This window comes from Arthrobacter sp. FW306-1B-G06A, from assembly GCF_058781765.1.
In genome coordinates this window covers 1-17197 of the sequence record NZ_JBYSXB010000019.1, presented here as the reverse complement: position 1 = coordinate 17197, position 17197 = coordinate 1, and the positions used below count along the sequence as shown (strand labels likewise).

Here is a 17197-nt window from a genome sequence, read left to right as displayed (position 1 = left end):
GCGGCCCGCCTGGGAATCTCCAATCCCAGGCGGGCCGCTTCGTTCATGCGGGGGTGTTCAGTGTGCGAGCCGTCCTGGCCTTCCGGTCAGGCCGCTCAGATCCAGGACGGCATCCACATGCGCATCCGCCAGTCCTGGTAGCTGATCACTTCCGCCGTCCACACCGGATAGAAGAACGCCGACAACAGCACGGCAAGGACCACCACAAGGCCCACCAGGTACAGGCCGGAGCGGCGCCGCCATGGAGGAGCCCCGCTCCTGCCGAGCACCAGTCCCAATCCATAGACGAGGGCCAGCACGAGGAAGGGCTCGAAGGAAAGCGCATAGAAGTAGAACATGGTGCGCTCCGGGTACATGAACCACGGCAAATACCCGGCGGCGACCCCGGCCAGGATGGCCCCTGCCCGCCAGTCGCGCCGTCCCGCCCACCAGAACAGCACCACAAAGAGCGCAATCGTGGCACCCCACCAGACCACCGGGTTGCCGACCGACAGGATCGCCGAAGTGCAGTTGGGCAGATCGCAGCCGGGAGTGCCCGGCTTGGGGGACTCATAGTAGAACGATGTGGGCCGCCCCATGACAAGCCAGGTCCACGGACTCGCCGAATACGGGTGCGGCGAGCTGAGGCCCTGATGGAAGTTGTAAGCCTGCACGTGGTAGTACGCCAGGGAGCGCAACGGCCCGGGAATCCAGCCCCACGTGGCGGAAGGATTCGTGTCGGCCCAGTGCCGGTAGTAGGCGTCGTTGGAAAGGAACCAACCGGTCCAGGTCGACAAATACACGGCAGTCGCCGCGGGAATCATGGTGAAGAACGCCGGAATGCCGTCCTTGATGATGCCTGCGCTGGGCCAGCTCCGGATGCCCGCAATGCGCCGCGCGCTCATGTCCCAAAACACCGTCATCAAGCCGAAAGCAACAACGAAGAACAGCGCCGACCACTTGGTGCCGACCGCCAAGCCGAGGCAGACACCCGCCGCCAGCCGCCACCACCGGAATCCGAGCCACGGGCCCGAGGCGAGGTGCACCGCCGTCGGACGGCCGTCCTTGGCTCCGCCCGCCAGCGCGGCAAGCCGGGCCGCCAAGCGGCGTCGTCCGTCGTCGCGGTCCATCAGCAGGGCGCCAAAGGCGGCGAGCAGCCAAAACATCAGGAAGATGTCCAGGAGCGAGGTCCGCGACATGACCAGGTGGTGGCCGTCCACGGCGAGCAACAGTCCCGCCACCGCGCCCAGGATGTGGGAACGGAACAGCTTCAGCGCGATCAAGGCGACCAGGAAGATGGAGAGCGTGCCGGTCAGAGCCGCGGAAAACCTCCAGCCGAAGGAATTGTCCGAACCAAAGAGCCACATCCCGAAGGCGATCATCCATTTCCCTACCGGGGGATGCACCACGTACTCGGGGGAGTTGAGCAGGACGTTGGGGTTGCCCGCATTGAAGGCATCGTTGGCCTTGTCCGGCCAGCTCCGCTCGTAACCGCTGACCAGGAACGAGTAGGCATCCTTGACGTAGTAGGTCTCGTCGAAGACGAGGCTATGCGGGTCACCGAGGCGGACAAAACGCAGAATCCCGCCGATCACGGCCGTGATGGCGGGGATCAGCCAGAACCACAGCCTCAACGACGGCGGATAATCCCGCCAGCTCTGGATGGTTCCAATGAGCCGCGTCCGCAGGGCCTCGGCCGTGAAAGCCTCCCGGGGCCGTATCAACCAGGTTTGCGGGGCGGGGCGCACGGAGGTATCGGTCACTCAGCCCATGCTACCTTTTGCCTCCGGTAGCTCCCTGAAGGCCGGAGGCGGAGCCAGGGCATTAGGCTTGTTGGGTGACTGAACAGCTGAGCTCCCCGGATGAAACCACCGTTCCTGATTTGGCGGAGTCCCTTGAGGCGCACGCGCTTCCTGACCTGCCCGACGGCGTAGGCCGGATAGTGCTGGCTGCCACTCCCATCGGCAACGTTGGCGATGCCTCCAGCCGGCTCATCGAGTTGCTGCAGACGGCCGACATCGTCGCAGCGGAGGACACCCGGCGCCTGCATCGGCTGGTCCAGTCGCTCGGCATCACCGTCTCCGGCCGGGTCATCAGCTACCACGAGCACAACGAAGCCGCCAAGACCGAGGAACTGCTGGATCACGTCCGTGCCGGCAAGACCATCATCATGGTGAGCGACGCCGGAATGCCCGCAGTGTCCGACCCCGGCTTCCGCCTCGTGGAGGGAGCCGTGGCAGCCGGGCTCTTCGTCACCGCTTTCCCCGGCCCATCCGCCGTGTTGACAGCCTTGGCGCTCTCGGGGCTGCCCACCGACCGGTTCTGCTTCGAAGGATTCCTGCCCCGCAAAGCCGGAGAACGCAGCTCCCGGCTTGCGGACCTCGGCAACGAACGCCGGACGATGGTGTTCTTCGAGGCCCCGCACCGGCTTGAGCCAATGCTCCGCGCCCTGCACGAGCGGTTCGGTCCGGACCGTCGCATCGCAGTCTGCCGTGAATTGACGAAGACCTACGAGGAAGTCATCCGGGGAACCGTCCGGGAACTGCTTGAGTGGGCCGAAAACAACGAGGTCCGCGGCGAGATCGCCGTCGTCGTGGCCGGCGCCCCCGAACAGGCGCCGGGCAAGCCTGAAGACCATGTTGCCGCGGTCAATGAGCTCATTGCCCAGGGAATCCGGCTCAAGGAAGCGGTGGCCGCGGTGGCCGAGGAGGCCCGCATCAGCAAGCGCGAGCTGTACTCGGCGGTACTCGCGGCCCGTTAGGCCGTGCTTGCGGCGCGGTTGCTTCAGCCCCCACTCCGGGGCTGTGCAACTGCACAAACTCTTGCGCCCGCGGCAGTGCGCGAAGGCGTAGACACTGCTTCGCGGCGGGCAGTACCGTGACAGTAATTCCACAAAAATCAAGTGTTGGTGCATCCCTACAACGTGCGCTGACTGACGAAGGAGTCACTGTGACTGTTACCGCCGATCGCGAAAGCGAACTTCTCGCCTCCGTTCCCACGGGGCTGCTCATCAACGGCCAGTGGCTGCCTGCCGCGTCCGGCAAGACGTTCGACGTCGAGGATCCCTCCACGGGCAAGGTGCTTGTGAGCATCTCCGACGCCGGAGTGGAAGACGGCGCCGCGGCGATGGACGCTGCCGCAGCCGCCCAGGCCTCCTGGGCCCGTACCGCTCCGCGCGAGCGTGGCGAAATCCTGCGCCGGGCATTCGAGCTGGTCACGGCACGTGCCGAAGACTTCGCCCTGCTCATGACCTTGGAAATGGGCAAACCCTTGGCCGAAGCCCGCGGTGAAGTAGCCTATGGAGCCGAGTTCCTGCGCTGGTTCTCCGAGGAAGCCGTCCGCGTCAGCGGCCGCTACTCCGCGGCTCCGGACGGCAAGAACCGCATCCTCGTCCAGAAGAAGCCGGTTGGTCCCTGTCTCCTGATCACCCCGTGGAACTTCCCGCTGGCCATGGCCACGCGCAAGATTGCTCCCGCGGTGGCCGCCGGCTGCACCATGGTCCTCAAGCCCGCCAACCTGACCCCGCTGACCAGCCTGCTCTTCGCACAGGTCATGCAGGAAGCAGGCCTCCCCGCAGGCGTGCTCAACGTCATCCAGACCTCCACGGCCGGCGCCGTCACCGGGCCCCTGATCAAGGACGACCGCCTGCGCAAGATCTCCTTCACGGGTTCCACCGCCGTCGGACAGGCCCTCATGCGCGAAGCCGCGGACAAGGTCTTGCGCAGCTCCATGGAACTCGGCGGCAACGCCCCGTTCGTGGTCTTCGAGGACGCCGACCTGGACAAGGCCGTCGAAGGCGCCGTCGCGGCCAAGATGCGCAACATGGGCGAGGCTTGCACTGCAGCCAACCGCTTCATAGTGCATGACTCCATCGCTGACGCCTTCGCCGACAAGTTCGCTGCCAAGATCTCGGCACTGAACACCGCGCGCGGTACCGAACCGGACTCCACGGTCGGCCCGTTGATCGACGCCAAGGCCCGCAACGGGGTGCATGCACTCGTGTCCGACGCCGTTGCCAACGGAGCGGTCGCCGTCACCGGCGGTGCCCCGGTGGACGGCCCGGGCTACTTCTACCAGCCCACCGTGCTCAAGAACGTGTCCGCGGACGCCCGGATCCTGAAGGAAGAAATCTTCGGGCCCGTTGCGCCGATCATCACCTTCAAGAGCGAGGATGAGGCCATCAAACTGGCCAACAACACCGAATACGGCCTGGTGGCCTACGTCTACACCAGGGACCTGAACCGTGGACTGCGCGTCAGCGAAAAGATCGAGACCGGCATGCTCGGCCTCAACGCGGGCGTCATCTCCAACGCTGCGGCACCGTTCGGTGGCGTGAAGCAGTCAGGCCTGGGCCGTGAAGGCGGTTTCGAAGGCATCGAGGAATACCTCACCACGCAGTACGTCGGCATCGCGGATCCCTACGCCGACTAGTAGGACTTCGGCGGACCTCTCGCAACGGGGAACTGCCGTTGAGTGAAAGGCAGGGCACTGAACCTTTGGGTTCCGGTGCCCTGCCTTTGCCGTTCCATCCCAACTGATCCCCACCGCCACCCTCGCCTCGCAAGCTCGGCCAGGGAACCCTGGCGGCGTGGCCCCTCACTGTCGTTTTAGGCGCCCATAACGACAACAACTGCTAGTGAGTTGGGTCAGGGCCGCCAGCGGATGGAACTGAACAGCCTTTGCCAGGATGCTGCCGCACGGCGAGCCGCGGCGGTGGACATGCCACCCAGCCAACGGAAGGGGGTCGATAGGAGCTGGAACCACCGGGACATCAAGGATGGCGGGAACCAATCCGCACGGAAGGCCTCGAACCATGTGGCATTGCGCCGGAACGCCGCACGGACAGCCGCGATCCGGATCGGGGCCGCGTTCGCTTGCTCCGCCGCAGTGTCCGCAGGGACGCCCGCCGGGGGACCGTAACGCTGCCGTTCGAAGTCGCCCGTGAGCGAGGCTACTGCGTGCTGCCCGGCGTCGTCGTCGGCTCCCGACGGCGACGCTGCCGCCACGGGCGCGCCGAGCACAGCCGAGTTGCTCAATCGGGCCGCGAAATGCCGCGGCGTTTCGCTCGGCACCGGCGGTACACCGTAATCCGTGGCGAGGTCCTGGAGCTCAGCCCACGCCAGGACCGGACCACCCGGCCTCAGGCGCCGCGCCCGGATACCGGAGCGGACCAGCCGCGGGGAGGCCACCAACACCGCCAAAAGGAGCGCCGCTGCGGTGACGTACAAAATGGCCGCGGAACCGGTGCCCGTGCCCGATCCGACCCCCGGACCCGCAACGGGCGGTACAGTGGCGGTACTCGGCGCGGGAGTCGAGGCACCCGGGGCCAGGTTTTCGTCATGCAGGTTGGTGCCCGGGCCGCCCGCTGCAACAGGGTCGCTCGCGTAGGGCGGGACCACGCCGCGGGAAGGGGTTGGTTCGAAGGCGACCCAACCGACTCCCTCGAAATAGAGCTCGGGCCAGGCATGGGCGTCGCGGGCATCCACCTGGTATTCGGGAAGGGGTTCCTGTCCCGCCACGGCAACAGTGGCCCCCGTGGCGTGGCCCGGCGCGTAGCCGACGGCGATGCGGCTCGGGATTCCCTCCAGCCGTGCCATGACGGCCATCGCGGAAGCGAAGTGCACGCAATAGCCGCTCTTCTGCTGCAGGAAATCCGCCAGCACGGACAGGCCGTTGCCGTCATAACCGCCCTGGACGGGAGCCTGCAGGGAGTAGCTGAACTGGGACGAGCGGAGATAGTTCTGGATCGCCATCGCCTTGGCATAGTTGCCGTTGGCGCCTGCCGTCACTGTCTTGGCGGTGTTCTTCACAATGTCAGGAACATTGCTTGGCAACTGGATGAAATCCTGCGAGATGGAGGTGGGCTTGGCATTGTCCTGGCTCAACGTCGCGGACGTCACGGAAGGCAGCGCCGAATATACCGTGTACTGCTGGTTCCGGGTGGTGCTGTCCTCGCCGCGGATGCTCAGTGTCTCGGGATCCCAGGACCAGCGTCCGCTCAGGCCGTTGACGGCGGTCGGGGCATAGGGGACCGGGAGATACGGGCTGGTGAACTGTCCGGTATCGACCACGGTCAATTGGCGGACCAGCTCGGCGGGGAGCGGGTAGTCGGGCGCCATCCGGCCAGGCCCGATGCGCCGGGAGGCTTCGCGGTCGTCCGGCGCCCAGGTATCGCCGTCGAACTTGTCAATGGTGACGGAACGCAAGTACACCGGGGCCGTGGAACTCGTGGCGTAGGTGATGCTGCCGTCACCGGTGGGATTCCGCAGGCTGTTGCCGAGCGTGATCATGGGATTCAGGCCGTTGGACACGCCCCAGGGATTCAGCCTCGAACCGACCGGAAACGTCCCGCGCTCAAAGCCCGGAACCGCCAACGGCAACAGCAGCCCCAGCACCAGGGCCACGCCACCGATCACCATGGACCGTTTGAGCTGCCCCGTACCGTGGGCGTTGTCGGTCTGCAGCCTCGAGTCCGGTGCGAACCACTGGCTGCAGCCCAGGATCAGGATGAATCCGACGGCGGCAGCCAGGAATCCGGGCAGGCCGCCGCCTTGCGGCTTGATGGTCGCCGGGAACACGAGGACTACCAGCAGGCCCAGTCCACTTGTCGCGGGCATGCCGAGCGGGACGGCCAAGGCGTCGATGAGGATAGCTACCAAGCCCAGCCCCGCGCACGCAACGAAAACTATTCCGGCGTTCGGGGAGACGGGCGCCGTCTCAGATACCACCGTTTCGCCGGCCCGTTTCAGGAATTGGCCCAGCGTGTCAAGGGTCGCGCCGGAAGGAATGAAGCCCGCGATGCTTTCCGGCCGGAAGAACGTGAAGTCGAGGATGAACACCAAGGCGAGAAACCCGCCCAAAGTGGTGAGTACCGGGTGGACCCTCAAGGCACGAAGGACGGCGAGGGTCAATCCGACGACGAACACCGTGGTGATAGCGGGAACCAACCACGCCCAGCCCCTGAAAACCCCGTTGAGGGAGAGCGAGGCTCCGAGTACGGCGAAAGCGATGGCCGCCGACATTGCCCAAGGGTAGGCTCCAGGTCCCGGCTTCCGCGGGGAAAGGGGCGCCCTTCCCGGACCGCTGGACCTTCCCGGACTATTGGAGGAGGGGTCACTTGTCCCCGCCGGCTCCGGGCTCGGGGGCCGTCCCGGAGGGCCGTTCCTGGAGGTTGTGGTCATCGTGGCACCGCCGCTCCACGGCGGACGTCCATCGCTGCGGCAGCAGCTGCGAGGATCTCTCCCTGATCGAAGCCGGCCCAGGCGGCGGGAAGGTCCGTCCTCGAGCTCACGGCGACGGCACGCCATCCGCCCAGCTTGAGGGCTTCGATGACAGGCTGGACATGGCGCGGGTGGTCGGTAACAACGAGGGCAAATGCGTTGGCCCCGTAGCCGGCGGCCGGCGCCAACGCCCGGGCCTCGGAGAGCGGCATGTTGCCGAGCAGCGCGAGAACGGGGCCACGGAGGCGGTGCGCGGCCAGCTTGTCCATCAGGTGGTCGTCGAAGGGGGCCTCGGCACCCTCGACGGCGGCGGTTTCTTTACGGCCGCGCTCGCCGTGGACGTGCCGTGGACCGCTGAGCTGGATGGCGGCGAGGCTTTCGGCAATGGACTGCAGGCCTCCCAAACCACTGAATTCCTCGGTTTCGGGATACGGGGCGGAGCGGGATGCGCGGAATGCGGGGTGCCCCGCGGCATCCAGGAACCGCAGCGAATAGTTGCGATCGGCGAGGTGGGTGCTGATCGACATCGCCGCCGTCACGACCCATTCGAAGTTCTCGCTGCTCACCAGTTCAAAAGCGTCGTCGTGGGCAGGGCCGAAGACCGCGGCCGGGCCGGACACGAAAGCGGAATAGCGCTGGTCCAGGATGATGGTCGCCTCTGGCGTGGTGACGGATTCCTCCTGCCGCACCATGAGCTCTCCGTGCCGCGCTGTCGCGGCCCAGTGGACGCGTCGCATGGGGTCCCCGTGCCGGTATTCGCGGGTCATCACGTCGTCGTCACTGGGGTTGGCGCGGATCCGGGTGGCCGTCACGCCGTCGTTTCCGCGCGCCCCGGCCAGGCCGGTGGCGGGGAGTTCGACGGCGGCAGGCGTCACGGTGAGGATGTCGCCGTCGTCGATCTCGTGGCGGTGCAGCGACAAGCCGAAGGGATCGCAGAACTCGGCCGTCACCGGACCGATCTTGAACTGGCCGCGCTTACCGGAGCGCAAATGGTATTCATAGCGGCTGGTGCCGCCGGAAGCGGCGCGGGCAGGAAAGCGAAAGGCCGGGGGTTCGCCGAAGCGCGGCGGCAACTGCTCCTCCATGATCACCGGCCCGGCGGCTGCACCGGTCCGGGCCACTGCCAAGCGCACCGTGGCCGTGGAAGAGGTTTCCACGGAGGACGGATGGAACTCGCGGAACACCTGGAAACGCGGTTTGAGGATACGCACCCCGGCAAGCGATACCAGCGGCAGCACCAACAGCAGGATCCCCAGGGCCAGCAGATCCCGCCTTCCCATGATCTGGGCAAGCAGCAAGGAACCCACACCGCTGGCAAGCAAGCCCCAGCCACGGGTCGTGAACAGATGTTTCGGAAGTAGATCGACCAGCGCCATGCCTGCCCCCCTTCTTCGCTTCCCCTAGGCGCCGCGGCGTTCCGCGCCGGCGTCCTGGCTGACGGGGAGGGAGGCCAGGATGGCCCGGATGATGCTCTGCGGAGTGTCACCGGAACTCGCGGCCTTGCGGTCAAGGATGATGCGGTGTGCCAGAACGGACTCAGCGACGGAAATGACGTCGTCGGGAAGGACGAAATCCCTGCCGTCAAGGGCGGCCGTCGCTTTGGCCGCCCGCAGTAGTTGCAGCAGGGAACGCGGGCTGGCTCCGAGGCGCAGGCGGGCGCTGTCCCGTGTGGCCCGGCCCAAGGCAACCGTATATTCCTTGACGGATTGGGAAACATAAACCTGCTGTACCGTGGCGATCATTGCCGCGACGTCCGCGGAAGTGACCACAGGGGTGACTTTGGCGAGGGGTGAGACCGCCTGATGCGTCTCGAGCATCTCGATCTCCGAGAGCTTGTCGGGGTAGCCCATCGAGATGCGGGCCATGAAACGGTCCCGCTGCGCCTCCGGCAACGGATACGTTCCTTCCATCTCGATGGGATTCTGCGTCGCGACAACCATGAACGGTTCGCCCAGTTGGTACGAATGGCCGTCCACTGTCACCTGGTGTTCCTCCATGCATTCGAGGAGGGCGGACTGCGTCTTCGCGGAGGCGCGATTGATTTCGTCGCCGATCACGATGTTGGCGAACACCGCACCCATCCGGAACTCGAACTGCCGCGAGGACTGGTTGTAAATGGAGACGCCCGTGACATCCGAAGGAAGCAGGTCCGGGGTGAACTGGATACGGCTGACCTTGCAATCGATGGTCCGGGCGAGGGTCTTGGCGAGCAGCGTCTTACCAACGCCCGGCACGTCCTCCACCAACAGGTGGCCTTGGGCGAGGAGCACGGTGAGGGCAAGCGTGGCGGCCTCGGCCTTGCCGTCGATCACTTTGTTGATGGCCGCCAGGATCTTCTCGCTGGCAGCATGGAATTGCCCAGGATCCATGACGCTCGGCTTGTGCCCGTTAAGGGACTCGCGCTCAGGCGGCAAGGCAACCACGGCCTCGTCCCGTAGCAACTCTTCGTCAACGGTGCCGTGTCGCTTTGAGTCCATGGACAATCCCCTCAGCCATGACAGAAACCCCAGCCGGGCCGCGGTGCCCTGGCCGGGATATACCGCCTTTTGTACCAGACTACCCAGCCTAGGGCCGCCGCAGACAGAGGCATGTTCTTGAGGAATGGATACACGGGGGATTAGTTCGCGGTCCGGAAGGCATCAGCAGGGAAAGATAGGGTGGATCCATGTGCAATTCCCTCCCACCGGCTTCCTACCGCGCAACTGAAACCGGCGATTCCCGCAAGGAATACCCGCCCGCTCCCGAACCGCTGCCGGTCCCCGTGATGGACAACCACACGCACCTCGATTTCCGGCACGGCCTGCTCGAAGTAGCCGTCGCGGATGCTTTGGACGCGGCCGAAGCCGTGGGGGTCCAGGGCGCCGTGCAGGTAGGTTGCGACCTCGAGTCATCGCGGTTCACGGTCCAGGCGCTGGACGCGGACCGGCGGCTCCTCGGAGCTGTCGCGATCCACCCCAACGATGCCCCCGTGTACGCGGGACGCGGAGAGCTGGAATCGGCGCTCGCGGAAATCGAGGAGCTTGCGGCGCATCCTCGGGTTCGTGCGATCGGTGAGACCGGCCTTGATTTCTACCGCACCCATGGCGACGGCCTGGTGCACCAGCGCCATTCGTTCCGCCGCCACATCGATATTGCGAAGCGGCTGGACCTCACCCTCCAGATCCACGACCGTGACGCGCATGACGACGTCGTCCAGGTTCTCCGGGAGGAGGGGGCCCCGGAGCGGGTGGTGTTCCATTGCTTCTCGGGCGATGAAGAACTGGCCCGGATCTGTAACCTGAACGGCTGGTACATGTCCTTTGCGGGCACCATGACGTTCAAGAACGCCGCCAATCTGAGGGACGCGCTGGCCATCGCGGATCCGGAACTGGTGCTCGTCGAAACGGATTCCCCGTTCCTCACGCCGCACCCCTACCGGGGCCGTCCGAACGCGAGCTACATGGTGCCGTACACCGTTCGTTCCATGGCCGAAGTGACCGGAACCGAGCTTTCCACGCTGTGCTCGCAACTGGCCCAAAACACCGTCGCAACGTACGGTTCCTGGGACTGAGCCGAATCCGGTTTACATACCCAGTATGTAAAAATCTTGGTCACTTTATAACGCTTCGGTTACAGTGGGTAACCAGTAGCCGGGGTCGGGGAAGGCCTTCGGACAACTAACTCCGTTCGCAATTGGTGTTTTCAGTTGAATTGAGTGTGGCGGCGCACAACTCCGCTGCAGTCCTCCAGCATGCTTCGGCAGGCATCCGGGACCGCGGCAGGAGGCCCCTGTGCGCTTTTCCCCGTGCCCGGATGGTCCAAAAGTTACGGGCAAACATGGTTAAGTTCTTCACCACGGGCGGCAAGTTCAGTTTCGTCAAAGTCGGTGCGCAGCTGCTGGTGCTTTCGGCACTGGTGCTGGGAGTGGTTGCTTTTACAGGCAACAACAAATCAGTCACCCTCAACGTCGACGGCAAAGTGAGTTCCGTCCAGACCTTCGGCAACACCGTTGACCAAGTGGTCAAGGCAGCCAAGGTCGATCTGAAGGCTGAAGACCGGGTATCCCCGGCCTTGGACGCCTCGGTGCAGAACGGTTCCATCATCAACGTCAACCTGGCCAAGGCCGTCACCGTCAGCCTTGACGGCGCCCAGCGGACCGTCAACACCACCGCCCCCAACGTCGAAGGCCTCGTTTCCGAGCTCGGCGTCGCGAGCGCATCGGCCGTCTCGCAGCCGAAAGACACGCAGCTGGCCGTCTCCGGATCCTACGTTTCGATCCTGACCCCCAAGACGATCAGCCTGATTGTCGACGGTCAGAGTTCGGCAAAGACCACGACGGCGGCCGACGTGGGCACCGTCCTCAGCGATGCCGGCGTCTCGCTTGGCGCCAACGACCGGGTTTCGCAGCCCAATTCGGCTCCCGTTGTCCAGAACATGGTGATCAAGGTTTCGCGGGTGGACACCAGCAAGACCGCCACCGAGACCGAGAACGTCCCGTTCGACACGGTCACGACGGAAGACGCCACCCAGTTCAGCGACCAGAAGACGGTCACCCAGGAAGGGGTCCTCGGGCTGCTCAGCAAGACGTTCAAGCTCGTCCTGGTGGATGGCCGTGAGGCTTCCCGGACGTTGGTCTCCTCGGACGTCACCGTCAAGCCGGTCTCCGCGAAGGTAACGGTCGGAACCAAGGAACGCCCCAAGCCCGCACCTGCCGCAGCTGTTGCCTCCGGACCTACGGGTGCGCCGAACGAGGCAATGTGGGACAAGATCGCACAGTGTGAGTCCGGCGGGAACTGGGCCATCAACACCGGCAACGGTTACTACGGTGGCCTGCAGTTCGACATCCAGACCTGGATCGGTTCCGGCGGTGGCGCTTACGCTCCCAACGCCGCCGCCGCCAGCAAGGCCCAGCAGATCGACATCGCCAACCGCGTCTACGCGCAGCGCGGCCTGTCTCCGTGGGGCTGCGGATGGGCAGCATCCAGCTAGGCAAAAATGAAAGTGGCCGGGTCCGGAATTTTTCGGGCCCGGCCTTTTCGCGTGCTGAAGCCAAGAGGCGGCGCTCCCGCCGGTCGCTCAGACGATACGATACCTAGGTGACTGAACCGAATTCCGAACCCGCCGCCGTCGCGCCCCTTCTGGGAGCTGCGGACATCCGACGGCTCGCCGAGGAAATCGGTGTCCGCCCCACAAAGACCCTGGGCCAGAACTTCGTCATCGACGGCAACACGATCAGGAGGATCGTCTCCGCCGCCGGTATTGATCCCGAGGAAACCGTGCTGGAGGTCGGCCCCGGGCTGGGTTCGCTGACGCTCGGCCTGCTCGACGCCGCCAAGACCGTTGTCGCCGTCGAGATCGATCCCGTACTGGCCGGCAAGTTGCCGGAAACGGTGCGCACGTGGCGCCCGGAAGCCGTGGACGAATTCCACCTGGTCCTCTCCGACGCCATGAAGGTCACCGAACTTCCGGTTCAGCCCACGGCTCTCGTGGCCAACCTGCCGTACAACGTCGCCGTCCCCGTGGTCCTGCACCTGCTCCAACATTTCCCGAGCCTGCAACACGGGCTGGTCATGGTCCAGGACGAGGTGGCGGACCGGCTGGCCGCGGGGCCGGGCTCCAAGATCTACGGAGTCCCCTCGGTCAAGGCCGCCTGGTACGGCCACATGCGCAAGGCCGGCGTGATCGGCATGAATGTCTTCTGGCCGGCCCCCAAGATCCACTCCGGCCTGGTGTCCTTCACCCGCGGCGCGCCGCCGGCAACGCACGCCACGCGCGAACAGGTCTTCGCAGTCATCGACGCCGCTTTTGCCCAGCGGCGCAAGACGCTCCGCGCGGCCCTCGCGACGTGGGCGGGGAGCGCGGCGGAGGCCGAACGTTTCATTGTCGCTGCAGGCGTTGATCCGACTGCCCGCGGAGAGGTGCTCGATATCAACGCGTTTGTCCGGATCGCCGAGGCACGCCACCCCCTGGACGCATGATTCCGGCAATCGGCGGTGCGAACCGCGGGCGCTTCGTCGCACGGACCGTACGCGTCCGGGCACCCGGCAAAGTGAACGTTTCCCTCAACGTCGGCCCCTTGCGGCCCGACGGCTACCACTCTGTGGCCAGCGTGTATCTCGCGGTGTCCCTGTACGAGGAAGTAGCCGCAACGAGCACGGAGGGGACCGGGATCACGGTCAGCATCGCTCCCTCAAGCACCTTGGACCTCGACGGTGTGGACATCCCGCTGGACGAGCGGAACCTGGCCTACAAGGCTGCCGCCATCATGAGGGATGTCTCGGAGAAAGCCACGGGCGTGCACTTGGAAATCACCAAGCGCGTCCCCGTCGCCGGGGGCATGGGCGGCGGCTCGGCCGACGCCGCGGCGACACTCCTGGCCTGCGATGCCCTCTGGAACAGTGGTTTGTCACGCGAAGAACTGGCACACCTTGCAGCCGAGTTGGGCGCGGATGTGCCGTTCTCGCTTCTCGGAGGTACCGCCGTCGGGCTTGGCGTGGGCGACGAACTCTCACCTGCACTCGCGAAAGCGCAGATGGACTGGGTCCTCGTCTGCGCAGACTACGGACTTTCCACACCCGAGGTTTTCCACACCTTGGACAGGCTTCGGACCACCGAGGGACTCGACATCCCCGAGCCGCTCGAGGTGGACGCCAAGATCCTTCAGGCGCTGCGCGACGGGAATCCCGGTGCCTTGAGCAAAGTCCTCATCAACGACCTCCAGCGCGCCTCGATCGAGCTGGCCCCGCAGTTGCGGGACACCATAGGGATAGGGGAGTCCAGCGGTGCCCTGGCTGGGATTGTTTCCGGTTCCGGCCCCACCGTGGCTTTGCTTGCCCACAACCCCCGGGCGGCCGAGGGGCTCGCCGAGGACCTTCGGCACCTGGGACACAACGCCCTTGCTGTGCACGGCCCGGTTCCGGGTGCCCGAATCATCTCCGATACCCTTCTTTGACACGTCGCCCTGACTGTTCACACCAGAAAGTAGTACCCAGTGGCCCACCTGCTTGGCGGTGAAAACCTCACCGTTTCATTCGCAACCCGCACCATCCTCGACGGCGTAACCCTTGGTTTGGAGGACGGCGACAGGATCGGCGTGGTCGGGCGCAACGGCGACGGCAAATCCACGCTGATGCGCTTGCTGGCATTGCGCTCGACGCCGGACTCCGGCCGCGTCACCAAACGCGGCGACGTCAACGTCGGCTACCTCGACCAGTCCGACGTGCTCGACGGCGACCTCACGGTCGGCGCCGCGATCGTCGGCGACCAAGCCGACCACGAATGGGCCGCGAACCCCAAAATCCGCGAGATCATGGGTGGCCTCGTGGCCGACGTCGATTGGCACGCCAACGTGCATGCCCTCTCCGGCGGACAAAAGCGCAGAGTCGCCCTGGCCAAGCTGCTCATCGAAGACCACGACGTCATCATGCTCGACGAACCAACCAACCACCTCGATGTGGAAGGCGTCGCCTGGCTTTCCCGGCACTTGAAGACCCGCTGGCGCGCCAACCAAGGCGCGTTCCTTGTGGTGACTCACGACCGTTGGTTCCTGGACGAAGTCTGCAACCGGACGTGGGAAGTGCACGACGCCATAGTGGACCCGTTCGATGGCGGTTACGCTGCCTACGTGTTGGCCCGCGCCGAGCGTGACCGCACGGCGTCCGTCGTCGAAAGCAAGCGCCAACAGCTGGTCAAGAAGGAGCTGGCGTGGCTGCGCCGGGGCGCCCCTGCGCGCACGTCCAAGCCCAAGTTCCGCATCGAAGCCGCCAACGAGCTGATCGCAGATGTTCCTGATCCGCGCGACTCGGTGGCCCTCAGCAAGATGGCAACCGCCCGCCTCGGCAAGGACGTGCTGGACCTTGAAGGCGTCTCCCTGGACTTCAAGGGGGACGACGCCGGCCGGAAGCTCTTCGACGACGTCACCTTGCGCTTGGCTCCCGGACAGCGGCTGGGGCTGGTGGGCGTCAACGGTGCCGGAAAGTCCACCCTCCTGAGGCTCCTTAACGGCGAGATCACGCCGAGTTCAGGCAAGGTCAAGCGCGGCAAGACTGTTGTCACGGCGGTGCTCAGCCAGGACGTCAAGGAACTCGATGACGTGTCCGACCTTCGCGTGATCGAGGTCATCGAACGCGAGAAGCGCTCCTTCAGCGTGGGCGGCAAGGAATTCACGGCCGGCCAGCTCGTGGAGCAGCTCGGGTTCACGAAGGAAAAGCAGTGGACTCCCGTCACCGACCTTTCCGGCGGCGAACGGCGCCGCCTGCAACTTCTGCGTCTGCTTGTGGGCGAACCGAACGTCCTGATGCTCGACGAACCCACCAACGACCTCGATACCGACACGCTTGCCGCCGTCGAAGACGTCCTGGACGGCTGGCCCGGCACGCTGGTCGTTGTCAGCCACGACCGCTACCTGCTGGAGCGAGTCACGGATTCCCAAATGGCACTCCTGGGTGACGGCAAGCTCCGCGGACTTCCGGGCGGCGTGGACCAGTACCTGGAATTGCGTGAAGCCGCGCTGGCGAGCGACGCGGTGACCGGCGGCGCGTCGAGCGGCAGCGCGAGGCCGACGGCGGGAAGCGGCTCGAGTGCCGCAGCCTCCGGGCCCAGCGAAGCAGAGAAGCGCGAAGCCCGCAAAGACCTGAACAGGATCGACCGTCAACTGGGCAAGATCGCGCAACAAGAAGAGAAGCTCCACGTCCAAATGGCGGCCAAGTCCCAATCCGGCGACTTCGACGCCCTCGGCGAACTGAACACCAAGCTCCAGGAACTCCTCGACGAAAAAGAAGGCCTAGAGCTCGAATGGCTCGAGGCGGCGGAGATCCTGGGGGAGTAGGCGGGCTGGGACGGGCGCCGGCATCCTTTGCGTGGTCACCTTGGGTGCCTGAGCCGGCCCTTCCGCGTCGCTTAGCGCGGAGGTTCCTTCCCAAAGCTCGCAAGCTCGCTTCGGGGCCCTCGGAACGCCGCTTCGACGCAAGAGGGTCCGCTCGCTCGCTGAGCGACCTCCGGCCCACGAAGGGCCGCGATGCGCTCCTTTCGGAAGAACCGCCTCCGGCGGGGGTAAGTCACCTCGCGGGGGCGGACTGCCGACGTCGTCCGCCAGCGGTGGGATGGGTAGGGGCCGTGGAACTCGAGGCACAAGGGAGACTTCGGCAATTCTTGACACACAAATTTGCCAGCGACACAGATCGAGAAAATCAATGCGCGGATTCCAGTGCCGATAGGAATTTTGCGCGTCGTCGGGGCACATCGGCGTCGGAGGTCCGGGCGCGGGTCGGAAATCGTTGCTGGGGAATCGGGGGCGATTCTCGACACCGAAATGGATCCTCGACTCGGAAAGAGGAATTCGCTGCGCGGATTCCAGTGTCGATAGGAATTTTGCGCGTCGACGGGGCACATCTGCGTCGAGAGTGAGGCGCGCCAAAAGGAAGATTGGCAAGAGCGGCGCTGCGGGCCTTCGGGTAGGAGCGCATCGCGACGCAACGGGCTAGGAAGCTCGCTCAGCGAGCGACTAGCCCCTTTGCGTTGTGTCTAAGCGACGGCGAAGGGCCGTTGCCCCGCGGAAGCGAGCACGGATGCGTGCGAAAGGCCCGTTGCGCCGCGGAAGCGAGCACGGATGCGTGCGAAAGGGCAGTTGCGCCGCGGAGGCGACCACGGAAACGCAACCGCGTGGGCGACCACGGAAACGCAAGCGCGGAGGCGACCACGGCAACCGTGGACGCAACCGCAACCGCAAAAGCCAACCAGACGCCCTAGCCCTCGCTCCGGAGTTCCGGCTCCTTTTGCAGGCCCGTCAGGCCGTTCCATGCCAGGTTGACCAGGTGGGCGGCTACCGCGCGTTTGTCGGGCTCGCGGTGGTCCAGCCACCATTGGCCGGTCATCGCCACCATGCCCACGAGCATTTGGGCATACATGGCGCCGTCGGCTGCGCTGAAACCGCGCCGGGCGAATTCGTCGGCGAGGAGGTCCTCTACGCGATCGGCCACGTGGGAGAGGAGGGTGGAGAAGGCGCCTTCGGGCTGGGAGGG

The 17197-nt window shown here is 65.5% G+C and carries 11 protein-coding genes and 1 pseudogene; 7 read left to right on the top strand and 5 right to left on the bottom strand.

Translation table 11 applies throughout. From position 1 onward, the window contains the following. Positions 1-95: 95 nt before the first annotated feature. Positions 96-1742 carry a dolichyl-phosphate-mannose--protein mannosyltransferase gene (locus AC3WJM_RS11535; protein ID WP_284989840.1) on the bottom strand — a complete coding sequence of 549 codons (1647 nt, stop codon included), beginning with the start codon at positions 1740-1742 and terminating at the stop codon, positions 96-98. A gap of 119 nt (positions 1743-1861) precedes the next feature. On the opposite strand from AC3WJM_RS11535, the gene rsmI reads away from it, so the two are divergent. Both rsmI and AC3WJM_RS11525 read left to right on the top strand, forming a co-directional pair. Further along, positions 1862-2740, top strand: a complete 879-nt coding sequence (rsmI, locus tag AC3WJM_RS11530) for a 16S rRNA (cytidine(1402)-2'-O)-methyltransferase (protein WP_492271949.1) — start codon at positions 1862-1864, stop codon at positions 2738-2740. Between the two features lie 188 nt (positions 2741-2928). Continuing rightward, positions 2929-4410, top strand: coding sequence for an NAD-dependent succinate-semialdehyde dehydrogenase (locus AC3WJM_RS11525; protein WP_492271929.1), 1482 nt, complete (start codon positions 2929-2931; stop codon positions 4408-4410). Positions 4411-4625: 215 nt separating this feature from the next. On the opposite strand, the gene AC3WJM_RS11520 is transcribed toward AC3WJM_RS11525, so the two are convergent. The 3 genes from AC3WJM_RS11520 to AC3WJM_RS11510 all read right to left on the bottom strand — a co-directional run bounded on the left by AC3WJM_RS11520 (position 4626) and on the right by AC3WJM_RS11510 (position 9676). After that, positions 4626-7001 (bottom strand): transglutaminase TgpA family protein, encoded by a 2376-nt coding sequence (locus AC3WJM_RS11520; protein WP_492271928.1) that lies wholly within the window; start codon positions 6999-7001, stop codon positions 4626-4628. A 155-nt stretch (positions 7002-7156) separates the two neighbouring features. Continuing rightward, on the bottom strand, positions 7157-8575 hold the full coding sequence (locus tag AC3WJM_RS11515) for a DUF58 domain-containing protein (protein ID WP_492271927.1): 1419 nt from the start codon (positions 8573-8575) through the stop codon (positions 7157-7159). Between the two features lie 24 nt (positions 8576-8599). Further along, on the bottom strand, positions 8600-9676 hold the full coding sequence (locus AC3WJM_RS11510; protein WP_284989835.1) for an AAA family ATPase: 1077 nt from the start codon (positions 9674-9676) through the stop codon (positions 8600-8602). A 188-nt stretch (positions 9677-9864) separates the two neighbouring features. Between AC3WJM_RS11510 and AC3WJM_RS11505 the strand changes: the two genes are divergently transcribed. From AC3WJM_RS11505 to AC3WJM_RS11485, 5 genes are all read left to right on the top strand, one after another. Continuing rightward, complete coding sequence (locus AC3WJM_RS11505; RefSeq protein WP_306961210.1) at positions 9865-10749, top strand: TatD family hydrolase; 885 nt, start codon at positions 9865-9867, stop codon at positions 10747-10749. Positions 10750-11015: 266 nt separating this feature from the next. Then, a complete protein-coding gene (locus AC3WJM_RS11500; protein WP_059387941.1) occupies positions 11016-12167 on the top strand; it encodes a resuscitation-promoting factor in 1152 nt (383 codons plus the stop codon). 107 nt (positions 12168-12274) lie between these two features. Further along, a complete protein-coding gene (gene rsmA / locus AC3WJM_RS11495) occupies positions 12275-13156 on the top strand; it encodes a 16S rRNA (adenine(1518)-N(6)/adenine(1519)-N(6))-dimethyltransferase RsmA (protein ID WP_284989832.1) in 882 nt (293 codons plus the stop codon). Next, positions 13153-14130 carry a 4-(cytidine 5'-diphospho)-2-C-methyl-D-erythritol kinase gene (locus AC3WJM_RS11490; RefSeq protein WP_492271926.1) on the top strand — a complete coding sequence of 326 codons (978 nt, stop codon included), beginning with the start codon at positions 13153-13155 and terminating at the stop codon, positions 14128-14130. The genes rsmA and AC3WJM_RS11490 overlap by 4 nt, the downstream gene beginning before the upstream one ends. Positions 14131-14169: 39 nt before the next feature. After that, a complete protein-coding gene (locus tag AC3WJM_RS11485; RefSeq protein WP_492271925.1) occupies positions 14170-16005 on the top strand; it encodes an ABC-F family ATP-binding cassette domain-containing protein in 1836 nt (611 codons plus the stop codon). 916 nt (positions 16006-16921) lie between these two features. Here AC3WJM_RS11485 and AC3WJM_RS11480 read toward each other — a convergent pair. Further along, positions 16922-17197: pseudogene (locus AC3WJM_RS11480) on the bottom strand (TetR/AcrR family transcriptional regulator); the annotation flags it as partial.